The 10,835-nt window shown below is 68.1% G+C and carries 9 protein-coding genes and 1 pseudogene; 3 read left to right on the forward strand and 7 right to left on the reverse strand.

Features of this window, described 5'->3' with window-relative positions:
• On the reverse strand, positions 1-764 hold a 764-nt coding region (locus tag GA0115259_RS27320), incomplete at its 3' end, for a hypothetical protein (RefSeq protein WP_237540532.1).
• A 76-nt stretch (positions 765-840) separates the two neighbouring features.
• Here GA0115259_RS27320 and GA0115259_RS27325 point away from each other — a divergent pair.
• The gene (locus GA0115259_RS27325) at positions 841-3,351 is read left to right on the forward strand and encodes an SdrD B-like domain-containing protein (RefSeq protein ID WP_093601984.1); all 2,511 of its coding nucleotides are present in this window, start codon (positions 841-843) and stop codon (positions 3,349-3,351) included.
• A gap of 359 nt (positions 3,352-3,710) precedes the next feature.
• Here GA0115259_RS27325 and GA0115259_RS27330 read toward each other — a convergent pair whose 3' ends face one another.
• The 4 genes from GA0115259_RS27330 to GA0115259_RS42930 are packed head-to-tail and all read right to left on the reverse strand — an operon-like array spanning position 3,711 to position 6,310.
• Complete coding sequence (locus GA0115259_RS27330) at positions 3,711-4,298, reverse strand: SMI1/KNR4 family protein (RefSeq protein ID WP_093601986.1); 588 nt, start codon at positions 4,296-4,298, stop codon at positions 3,711-3,713.
• Between the two features lie 42 nt (positions 4,299-4,340).
• Entirely contained in the window at positions 4,341-4,706 is a 366-nt protein-coding gene (locus tag GA0115259_RS41235) for a transposase (RefSeq protein ID WP_218104241.1), read from the reverse strand.
• 21 nt (positions 4,707-4,727) lie between these two features.
• The gene (locus GA0115259_RS27335; protein ID WP_237540533.1) at positions 4,728-5,906 is read right to left on the reverse strand and encodes an ISL3 family transposase; all 1,179 of its coding nucleotides are present in this window, start codon (positions 5,904-5,906) and stop codon (positions 4,728-4,730) included.
• Positions 5,885-6,310, reverse strand: coding sequence for an Imm1 family immunity protein (locus GA0115259_RS42930; RefSeq protein ID WP_093601988.1), 426 nt, complete (start codon positions 6,308-6,310; stop codon positions 5,885-5,887). The genes GA0115259_RS27335 and GA0115259_RS42930 overlap by 22 nt, the downstream gene beginning before the upstream one ends.
• 227 nt (positions 6,311-6,537) lie before the next feature.
• Here GA0115259_RS42930 and GA0115259_RS27345 point away from each other — a divergent pair.
• Positions 6,538-7,017, forward strand: a pseudogene (locus tag GA0115259_RS27345) (tyrosine-type recombinase/integrase); the annotation flags it as partial.
• A gap of 344 nt (positions 7,018-7,361) precedes the next feature.
• Positions 7,362-8,561 (forward strand): hypothetical protein, encoded by a 1,200-nt coding sequence (locus GA0115259_RS27350; RefSeq protein ID WP_093601990.1) that lies wholly within the window; start codon positions 7,362-7,364, stop codon positions 8,559-8,561.
• A 153-nt stretch (positions 8,562-8,714) separates the two neighbouring features.
• Here GA0115259_RS27350 and GA0115259_RS27355 read toward each other — a convergent pair whose 3' ends face one another.
• Entirely contained in the window at positions 8,715-9,701 is a 987-nt protein-coding gene (locus GA0115259_RS27355) for an acyl-CoA desaturase (RefSeq protein ID WP_093601992.1), read from the reverse strand.
• 359 nt (positions 9,702-10,060) lie between these two features.
• Positions 10,061-10,835, reverse strand: a 775-nt coding sequence (locus tag GA0115259_RS27360; protein ID WP_272921210.1) for an FAD-binding domain-containing protein, incomplete at its 5' end; no start/stop codon positions are given.

Raw genomic sequence — 10,835 nt, forward strand, 5'->3', positions numbered from 1 at the left:
CGGCCGGAGCCGATCCAGTAGCGCACGGTCCCTGACGTACCGGCTTTGGTACCGGCTTTGCCGCCGGCCTCCGGCCCGTTCATGATGTCCGTCCGATGGCCGTGCACATGGTCCTGCCCGACCCATGCGGCGCCGCTCTGCGGCAGCAGTGCGGCGTTGTCCGGCCGGTCGCTGCCGAGGCTCAGCGCGATGGCCAGCGAACTGTCCAGGGTCATACCCGATGTCCGCAGCGGACGGCTGTACCAACCGGACGCGGGCGGCGACGCCGGTGCGGCTACCGGGGGGTCTGTCATGGGGCGGACGAGGACGGTGGTGGCCGTCCACTGGATCAGCCCGTCGCTGGACGTGTCGCGCCCGGTCCCGCGCACCACCCCGTAACCGGTATGCGTGCGGTAGTCGATGGATCCGGTGACGACCAGCCCGCCGGCGGCGTTCGGTACGTTGATCGTCACCGCCCGGCCACCCGCCTGGTAGTTGAGGAACCGCGTGATCGCCAGCCGGTTCACCTCGTCCGAGGTCAACGCCCGCGGAGCGGTGGGGTCACCGCTGTCCCCGAGAAGGACGAAGGCGGTGGTCACGGCTGCCGTGATGCCGATGGCGGCGACTGCCACCCGGCGTAACCTTGGCCACCGGCGGCGCCGGCCTGCCTCGCGCCCCGGGCGATCCCGCTTGATGTCGATGCTCCGCGTTCTGATGCTCCGCACGCGGCGCGATCGTAACAGGTCTATACCGAGGCACCATCGAACTCTGCGTTTACCAGACATGACATTCTGTCAACTTGTAGGCTCGCCCCTGAATTTGCCGCGTTGGCGTTAGCGTAGGACGACGTAAAGGAGCGCCATGCCATTACGTGGACTGGTACGGATGGGGCTGTCCGGCCTGTTACTGGTGGGAGGCGGCACAGGCGCGATCTTGACCGGCGCCGGGCAGGCCGGCGCTTCGACCTCCGACGGCACCCTGACCGTCGAGGTACTGCGGGACTTCTTCGGCACCGGCGTGATCAACTCGACCATGGACGTGCCGCAGCGGGGAATGAAGGTCGATGTCGCCGACCTCGCCGGCCATCACGTCACTGGTGTCACGGATGCCACCGGAAAGGTCATCGTGCCGCCGTCGACCGAGCTGACCGGCGGCCGGTACCGCGTCGATGTCACCGTCCCGGCACCGTACAGCGACTATCTGCGGGCGGCGCCCGCCTCGACCGCACCGAATCACTTCGACAGCTTCACCACGTTCGTGGACGTCTCGGACGGCGAGGACGCCTCGGTGATCACCGGGGTCTGGGACCCGGCCGACTACGCACTGCCCGATTCCCGCTATTTCGTGCCGGTCCAGAGCGGTGCCGGCGGGACGGACACCCGGGCACTGGTGGCGTTCGGGACAGGCGCCCGCGGTAACTGTCCCGACCAGCAGGCATGCCCGGAGGTGCTCAACACCCAGGACCAGGTGGGCACGACCTTCGGACTGGCCTACGACAAGTACCGCGAGCAGCTCTTCCAGTCGGCGTTCGCCCGGCGGTACACCGAGTACGGGCCGGACGGCGGTGACGCGATCTACACCGTGCCGGCCGACGGCGGGGGCGCCCCGAAGCTGTTCGCGAAGGTGCCGGGCGCCACGGAGACGCCGCACGACACCGACAACCTGATCAAGGACGCCGGGTTCACCGACGTACCGGGCAAGGAGAGCATCGGCGGCCTGACCCTGTCGGAAGACGGCTCGACGCTGTACGCGGTGAACCTGCGGACCCGAAGCCTGGTCGGCTTCGACGCGACCGGGGCCACGGCGTCGGCGCCCGAGACGACGGTCCCGATCCCCGACCCGGGCTGTGCGTCGGCCGAGGACTGGCGTCCGTTCAGCCTGGCCACCCACAACAACACCCTGTATGTGGGCGGTGTGTGCAGCGCGGAGAGCACACAGCAGCGCGCGGACCTGAAGGCCGTCGTCGCCACCTATGACGGCGAGCGGTTCACCACCGTGCTGTCCCAGCCGCTGACCGCCGAGCGCGGGAGCGTGCTCACCGGCAGGTCCGGCGACCAGGTCCGCCACTGGAACCCGTGGGACACCAGCCTGGAGACCTGGGACGACCACAACATGGAAGGCGCGATGATCGATCCGCAGCCGGCACTGGCCAGTATGGCCTTCGCCCGCGACGGCTCGATGATCCTCGGCTTCCGCGACAGGTTCATGGACGTCGTGAGCTGGGGCGGACTGGACCCCAGGCCGGGCAACGACACCCCGCAGAACGGCATGTCCGGCGGCGACATCAGCATGGCCTGCGCCACGCCCACCGGCGGGTACGAGTGGGAAGGCACCGGAAACTGCCCCGACCACGCCACGGACCCGGCGATCGACGGGGTTCAGCCCAGCAGCGTCGTCGAGTACTTCCCGGGTGACTTCTTCCCGAACGGCGGCTCCTCGACCCAGCCCGGGCCGCACCAGGAGTCCGCGCTGGGATCGGTCGCCTATATCCCGCAGCAGCAGTGGGTCGTCAGCACGCAGATGGACCCGACCGGCCAGGTCATCACCAACGGAACCGGCTACTACGACATCGCCACCGGCCTCGGCCCCGGCAACGACCCCGCCGCCAACGCCTACCAGTTCATCGGTCCGAACCAGAACGGGTTCGGCAAGGCCGGTGGCCTCGGCGACATCGCGTACGCCGCGGCGAACGCACCGATCCAGATCGGCAACGTGGTGTGGTACGACGGCGACCACAACGGCGTCCAGGACCCCGGGCATGTGCTGCTGCCGGGTGCGACGATCAACCTGCTGGACGCCGATGGCAAGCAGGTCGCCACGACCACGACCGATGCCGCCGGCGAGTACTACTTCGGTGGTGTCGGCGCGGAATACGAGCTGACACCGGGCGCGAAGTACACCGTGCAGTTCGATGTGTGCACCGCGGACACCAGCGGGGTGCCGGGCCAACCGGCCGCCACCGACCTGCGGTTCACCCTGCCTCGGGCCGGTGACGACCGGGTACATGACTCCAATGTGACCCCGCCGACCACCGGCCGGCTGTGCAATGGGTACGCCCCGGTCACCGCACCGGCCACGCCAGGAGGGGTTGATCACACGATCGACGCCGGCGTGTACATCCCGCAGGCGGCATCGCCGACACCCACGCCGCCCGCATCCCCGTCTCCGACACCGACAGCGGTGCCGCCGACGGACCCGGCGCCCAACGCCCCGACACCCAACGCCCCGGCACCGGCCGGCCGGCCGCCGGGCTCACTCGCGAACACCGGCGTGACCGACCTGGGAGAGATTCTCGCCCTCGTCGCCCTGCTGGTCGGTGCGGGTGCGGCAGTCGTCCTCGCCAGCCGCAAGCGACGCCCCAGGCACCACTGACACCCGAAACCGAAAGCCGAAACCCCCGATGGGCCGGTGCGATCGCACCGGCCCATCGGCATGAACGCCCGCGCCAAGAGCGTACGGACCACCGACCTGCCCGGTCCCCGCCGGTCCCTCAACACCACGAACACGCCCCTGAGTCCGTCGCCGCCGGCCTGACCCTGCCCTGGAACTCCGGTGCCGTGGAAGGCCATGTCAACCGCATCAAGGTGCTCAAGCGCCGGACGTTCGGCCGCGTAGCTTCGAACTCCTTCGCAAACGTATCCGTTGGCGTGATCGAGCGTCACCGCACCGCACGAAGTGGACCAGAGCCCCGAAGGGTTCTGGCTCACATTCCGTGTAACTGTGACGGAGAGTCAGATCTTCGGAGCCATGCGATGGCGGTTTGGATGGGCACGAAGCCGCGGTGAGGTGAGTTCCAGGGCCCGGTTGTCACGGCCGGCGCTCATGTGGTTGAGCCAGCGTTCGTACCAGTCGAGGAAGTCGGTGGCGGAGGAGACGTTGGGGCCCCAAAAGCCGTCGCTGTTACCAATGAGGACCCGGCCGGTGAGGGGGCCGGTCACCGCGATGACGCATACGTCGGTGCAGCCCATCTCGATGATGTGGAGGAAGAGATCGCGTCCGTGGGCCCTGGGGTCTGTGCCGTCGAAGCCGCGGGGTGTCCCCGGTTCTCCGCGCGGATTCATGACCAGCAGGGAACACTGCTCCAGCGGCATGAGGCCGTAGAACGGTGCCGCGCCTGAGCCGCCGATGTGCGTGAGGAACTGCCGATAGGCGTCGGGCAGGACGATGTCGTGCTCGGCCTCGAACGCAACGACGCGTGCTTTCGCCAGCTTCGGACCGAGGCAGAACTTGTGCTGCTCTTCCCCGAAGGAGTGGCTGCGCAGTGGTTGGAAAGGGATCGCGGCCAGCTTGCGACGCAGGCGGGGTATGCGGGGATCCATCGTGCTCTTCTCTCGTCCCCGTCACCCTATGGGTGGCTGTGGTCAGCTGGCCAGAAGAACCCTCTTCCGCAGCAGAGCGAAGCCGGCCCGTCCGAACATCTGGCGCTTGAGCATCTTGATCCGGTTGACATGTCCTTCGACGACACCGGAACTCCAGGGCAGGGTGAGGCCGACGATGACGGCATCACGGTCACGTTCGATACCCGCGGCGAGGGTGTGGAGGCTGGGGAGGTCGTCTTGCCGGACGGCGTCGAGCCACTGCGGTAACCGTTCGCCCTGGCGCTCGGTGAGCATCTGGGCGAAGGACCGGACGTGACCGGTGAGGGCGTCGAGTTCGGGGCAGTGGAGCAGGACGGCCTTGAGCCGAAGGTGTTCGATCTCCGGAAGGGTCTCAGGTCGCCGGAGGATCCAGCCGGCGACGACGCGGGGTCACGGTGGCTGAGCTGTGATCGGGCTGGGCAAGGTCCGCTTCGCCCGGAAGTAGGCGCGAACCCGCTGGTAGCTGCCCTGATAGCCGAGCGGCACAATCTCCTCCCCAACCGTCCAGGCGTTTGTGCAGCCCTGGTTCCAGCGGTCATCCAGGTAGGGCTTGAACGCGTCGAGCTTGGACGGTCGACCTTGCCATTGCCCGCGGAAGAGGTCCTCCGGGGTGGCTGCGTCGGCGAAGAGCTTGACGGTGCGCGAGGTCATGCGGAGTTGGCGGCCGATCGCCCTCCGGCTGAGTCCGGCGGCCACCATTTCGTGGACGGTCGCGTGCTTGGCGCGGGTGCGGTCGGCGAATCGATGTCCGGTAGGCCACGGCGAGCCGGACGGATCTTCGAACTTCTTCAGCTCGGGGGCAAGCTGGGCTGGATCCGGCGCCAGCGCCCGCAGGCACCCGCGGTGGTCTGCGACACAACGCTCGGCGGCTTCGCTCACGTTGTGCCAGAGGTGCCACCTGTCCGCCACTTGCACCGCCTGGGGTGCCCCGGCGGTGGCGCCTTCAGCGAAGAACGGTGCCCGATCGCGGCATACCACCTCCACCGTGGGCCGCTTCGCGAGCCAAACGGCCAGGCTGGAGGCCTCCCGGTCGGGCAGTAGGTCCACCGGCCTATGGCTTTCGACGTCGACCAGGACGGTCCCGTAGTGGCGGCCCTTGCGGGTCGCGTACTCATCGACGCCAACCACGCGCGGGGCCGGAACTTCCGGGTCGGGCAAGGCTTCGACTAGCCTCAGCACCGTACTGCGGCTGACGGACACGCCGAAGACGCTCGCCATGCGGGCCCCGGCCCGACCGGCGAGCGCGAGACCGACCGCGGCCAGCGTCGACCGCAGGCGCTCGGTCCGCCGGCCGTACCGACGGGTCAGCCCCGGCATCTGCTCGGCGAAGGTCCGGCGCCCGCACGAGATGACTGGACAGAGGAACCGGCGGACTCGTAAACAGACGACGACCCGTCTGCCCCCACTGGGCACATCCACGGGAAACCGCAGGTAGGAGCTGTGAATCCGCCGCGACCAGCTCCCACAGCCAGGGCAATCGGACCCTGACACCGTGCTCCGGGCCTCGATGCGTACCACCTCAGTGCAAGTACCGCATACCAGGATTTTCAGGGATGCACCGCTTGCCATTGAACACAGGTAGGGCGCAGTCCTCCCGAAGACAAGAATTCCTTGACTCCTCGCCGAACAAGATCGATAGAAATCTCCGAATTGGCGGGAAACTCCGTCATGTGCCCCTGGAAATAATACACAGGAGACCGACCGAGCGATCCCAAGGTGACTACATTGCCACTGGAATCCAGGTAGGTAAGGATACCCACCTGGAGGTCCCTGTCGACCCCAACCAGCAGTTCATGATCGGGGAATCCGGAGGGCATGGAATCTCGCTCCAGAGAATGGATCTGAGCCAGGTTCTCGTAGACAGGGCCACTCAGGAGTGAGTCGATCAACGAATCGACCTCCTCAGTCGTATGGAGGAGTGCTGGCCGCTCGCCGTGATCCCATCGATATCGTGCTTCAGCACGAGCCTGCATGATTAGCGCCTCCCATATCTCCGGCTATTCCAAGCGCTGCCAATGCACCGTAAGTGATCGATCACACCCAGCAGGTGTCCAACACCCGGTCGCATTTCAATCTCACCGCACACGGACCCGTCGGAAAATTGATCACCAAATTCGCGTTCGCTATGCCTTCTCGCGCCATCATGCGGCGAATTTTCGCTCGACATCACTGGCCCGCCACGAGGTGGAGGTTCCAGGCAACACGCCCTACCAAGACCCGGGCCTCCGAACGCCGCATCGCCCTCCCCGCACGCTGTCTCCAGTCGCTGAAGCTCCACCACGAACAGCAGCAGTACGAGCGCGAGGCCGCGGGCACCAGGTGGCAAGACAAGGGGCACGTGTTCACCACGCCGCAGGGCAGGCCGATCGACCCGACCAACCTCGCCCGCTCCTTCACCACCCTCCTTCGCAAGGCCGGCCTCCGCCGCATCCGTTTCCACGATCTCCGGCACTCAACCGCCACTCTCCTCCTGGAACAGGGCGTCGAGCTCGTCGTGATCAAAGAGCTCCTCGGCCACACGCACATCGGCGTAACCGCCACCGTCTACGCCCACGTCCGGCTCCGGCTTCAGCGCGACGCCATCGACCTCCTCGGCCGCGCCCTCCAACGCTCCGACGAGACCACCAGCCAGCCCTATGACCGCGACGAACCGCCACTCCGTGCAGCACCCATCCGCTGACGTTGCCGTCAACTACTGCCGTCAGAACCACTTGGGCCCCTCCGAATCCGCCGGGGCCCGCCCCGGTATCTACGACGGACCCGGCAACCGGTGTACGAACCGTCATGCGACCGCCCCGCCGTGGAACCCCGGCAGGGCCGCAGCGGCACGCGAAGGCCCCGCCCACCAGCACGTGGGAATCACGTGGGGCAAACAGGGTGCCCCCCCCCGTGCGCTCAAGGCCGTTGATGAATCGAGGTTAAGCGCCCGGTCACGCTGCCGCCGTGGCGGCGCAAACTCGCCCTCGTACGACTTAGTCCGACACAGCGGACAGCTCGTCCGTCGGCAGATCAGATGGAGTCATCATGGGAAGTTTCACCAGAAGGAATTTCATCGGCCGACTCGCCCTGGTCGGCGCGGCCGTGGTGGCGGGACCGGTGGTGGCAGCACCCGGGGCGGCGGCGGCACCCGCGCGGGAGGTCGAGACGTGGGAGCTCATCGGCAAGGACGTGTTCACCGGCGAGGCCGAGAGCTCGCGCGGCCAGGGCGTCACCACTGACGGCACTCACTGGTACTTCTCCAGCAGCAACGGGCTGGAGATCACGGATATGCGGTACAACACGATCTTCAAAAGCTCGCCGGCCATTCCGGCCGAATTGGCCGGCCCCTCGCCGCTCGCCTACAAAGGCCTGAACCACATCGGCGACATCGACTACGCCAACGGCAAGCTCTACATCTCGCTCGACACCAGCACGCGCGATTCGGTTACCGGCAGCAGATACGACACGCCGGTGTTCGCTGTCTACAACGCCGCCCGTCTGAGCTTCACCGGCCACGCCGCCGCCCTGAACCCGCCGCACGGCGTGCAGGACATCGCAAGCTGGGTGGCCGTCGACGCTCACAAGGGCCTCGCCTACGGCATGGCCTATGACAACGCGACGGAGATCGCCGTCTACAACCTGCGCGACTGGACGTTCAGGAAATACATCCCGCTGTCGCAGACGATCGACCAGGCCCAGGGCGGCAAGATCCATGACGGCTGGATGTACTTCGCCTCGAACGACGCCGGGAAGAACATCTCCCGCGCCAACCTGACGACCGGCGAGGTCCAGGTCCTCTTCGATCTCAAGGTTCCCTACGACCAGGAGGTCGAAGGCTTGTCGTTCCTGGAGACACGGAACGGTCTGACCCTCAACATCCTCAACCGGGAGCAGCCGGACCCGAACGGTCCCAGCAACGTCACCTTCTACCACTATCGGCTGAAGGTGACGGGCACACCGGTCATCAAGGGCTCGCCGAAGGTCGGCGGGTACGTGACAGCCGACCCGGGCAAGTGGGTCCCGGACGCGAAATTCAGCTACCAGTGGCTCGTGAACGGCAAGCCGGTGGCGGGCGCGACCAGGTCGCGGTTCCACCTCGTGGGAAAGTACCTCGGCGACAGGGTGAGCGTTCAGGTGACCGGCACATGGGCCAACGGGACGTCGAGCACAGTCGAGTCCGAGCCGGTGACGGTCGGTCGTACCCGGCTCCGGCACGAAGAGGTAAGGGGTCACGACGCACGCTGACCCCCGCGTACCCGTGGCCGGACACAGGTCACGCCCCGCACGGCAGAGGCTCTGGTAGTTGCGGTTCCAGTCGCGTTCGCCCACGTGACGTCCCGCGTCGGCTGCTGTGTCCCATCGGCGCGGGACCCGGGGCGATGCGCCGCCCGGGGAACGTCAGGCCGCGGACTCGTGCGGACCGGACGGTTCGGGCAGCGGTCGAGCGCTGAGACGGTCCGGGTTCGGCCAGCGGACGTCGTGGACCCAGCCCAGCTTCTCGAATACCCGGATCAGGCGTGCCGCCGGGTCGAGCTGGCCCGGCAGCACGCCGTGGCGCGCGCCCGTCGGGTCGGCGTGATGGGAGTTGTGCCAGCTCTCGCCGAAGGACAGCAGTGCGAGCGGCCAGAAGTTGGTGGCCTTGTCCCGGCTGGCGAACGGGCGCCTGCCCGCGACGTGGCAGACCGAGTTCACCGACCAGGTGACATGGTGCAGCAGCGCCATCCGCATCACGCCGGCCCAGAAGAACCCGGTCAGCGCACCGGTCCAGGTGCCGGTGACAAGCCCGCCGACCAGCGCGGGGGCCAGGAGCGAGACGGCGGCCAGTGGGCCGAAGAGCCGGCCGATGAGTCGCAGATCGCGATCGGCGGCGATGTCGGGCGCGAACCTGGCCCGGTTGCTCAGTTCACGCTTCAGCATCCAGCCGACGTGCGCGTGGAGAAGCCCCTTGAGCAACGCGCGCGTATCGGTTCCGAAGCGCCAGGGCGAGTGCGGGTCACCCTCCCGGTCGGCGAAGGCGTGGTGGCGGCGGTGGTTCGCCACCCACTGGACCGGCGAGCCCTCGACCCCCAGCGAGCCCGCGACGGCCAGGGCGATGCGCAGGCCCCGCTTCGCCTTGAACGAGCGGTGCGTGAAGAGGCGGTGGTAGCCGACCGTGAGGCCGACTATGGACACGAGGTAGGCAGCCACGGCCATCCCGACGTCCAGCGCGGACAAACCCCATCCCCACACCAACGGCACCACGACGATCAGGCAGATCACCGGGCCGACGACGAAGATCCACATCACCACCGCAGCCGCGGGCGTCTGCGGGGCGTCGAGCAGCGGCTTGACCTCGGCCGCGGCGCCGGCGTCACCTTCGGGGCGGCCGGTGTCGCTCGGGTTCATCGGTTCCTCGCCGTTGCTCAAGCTGATTCGGACGGGGTGCCGGACCCACCCGGATCACGCGCGCGTGCGCGCTTTCGAGCGCACTCGGCGGCCCACGGCACACGATCGCACCGGACCGGCATCCACGCAGGTCGTCGCTCATGTCCAGCATGTGAACGTCGCGGGGCTAAATCTCCTTCACGTTCCGGCCGGAGCTCCAGTCCACGTCGGTTGAGGAGTTGAGAGGTTGAGAAGTTGAGGAGGGACAACCCTCCACGGCTGTTCCGATTTGCCGGCGAACCTCACCGACCGGCCGGCTGACGGCTGTCCAACCGCCTTGGCCGGGGCCTTTCCGACCGCCGGGCGCGCCCCCGGAGATGTCAGTCGGTGCGGCGGTGGCGCGCGAACCGGTCTGTGGCCTCCGTGAGGTCCACGATCGGGGGCGGGTAGTCCGTAGCCGTGCGGAGGGTTTCGCCGGGGCGGGCCAGGCGGTGGACCGACGCGGCGTCCAGGTCGCGGAGTTCGGGGAGCCAGTGCCGTACATACTCACCGCCGGGGTCGAACCGCCGGGCCTGGACGAGGGGGTTGAGGACGCGGTTCGGCCGGGTGTCGGTACCGGTGCCGGCCATCCACTGCCAGTTGAGCTGGTTGTTCGCGACATCGCCGTCCACCAGCAGCTCCAGGAAGTACCCGGCCCCCACCCGCCAGTCCGCGCACAGCGTCTTGGTGAGGAAGCTTGCCGTCAGCAGACGGGCGCGGCCGGGCATCCACCCCTCGTACCGGAGCTGCCGCATGGCCGCGTCGACGACCGGGTATCCCGTGCGGCCCTCCTGCCAGGCCCTGATCTCCTCGGCGTTCCGGCGCCGGCGGTTGTGCCGCCGGGGGCGGTAGTCGTGGCGGGCCGCGTCGGGGCGCGCGGCCAGGACCTGGTGGTGGAAGTCCCGCCAGGCGAGCTGGCGGACGAAGGCGTGCGCCCCGGGACCGCCGAGCGCACGGACCCGGTCCAGCAGCTCGACCGGGGACAGGCAGCCGAAATGCAGGTAGGGGGAGAGCCTGGAGGTCGCGTCGGCCGCGAGGTCGTCGTGCAGGTCCGCGTACCGCGCCAGCGGACCGGCCAGCCACGACCGCAGCCTTCGGCGCCCCTCGGACTCCCCG

This window comes from Streptomyces sp. MnatMP-M17, from assembly GCF_900091995.1.
Taxonomy (GTDB): domain Bacteria; phylum Actinomycetota; class Actinomycetes; order Streptomycetales; family Streptomycetaceae; genus Streptomyces.

What these genes read in the sequence shown, in the direction of transcription:
- GA0115259_RS27325 (WP_093601984.1), top strand. Translation starts at nt 841, where the DNA reads ATGCCATTACGTGGACTGGTACGGATGGGGCTGTCCGGCCTGTTACTG.
- GA0115259_RS27350 (WP_093601990.1), top strand. Translation starts at nt 7,362, where the DNA reads ATGGGAAGTTTCACCAGAAGGAATTTCATCGGCCGACTCGCCCTGGTC.
- GA0115259_RS27355 (WP_093601992.1), bottom strand. Translation starts at nt 9,701, where the DNA reads ATGAACCCGAGCGACACCGGCCGCCCCGAAGGTGACGCCGGCGCCGCG.
- GA0115259_RS42930 (WP_093601988.1), bottom strand. Translation starts at nt 6,310, where the DNA reads ATGCAGGCTCGTGCTGAAGCACGATATCGATGGGATCACGGCGAGCGG.
- GA0115259_RS27335 (WP_237540533.1), bottom strand. Translation starts at nt 5,906, where the DNA reads ATGGCAAGCGGTGCATCCCTGAAAATCCTGGTATGCGGTACTTGCACT.
- GA0115259_RS27330 (WP_093601986.1), bottom strand. Translation starts at nt 4,298, where the DNA reads ATGGATCCCCGCATACCCCGCCTGCGTCGCAAGCTGGCCGCGATCCCT.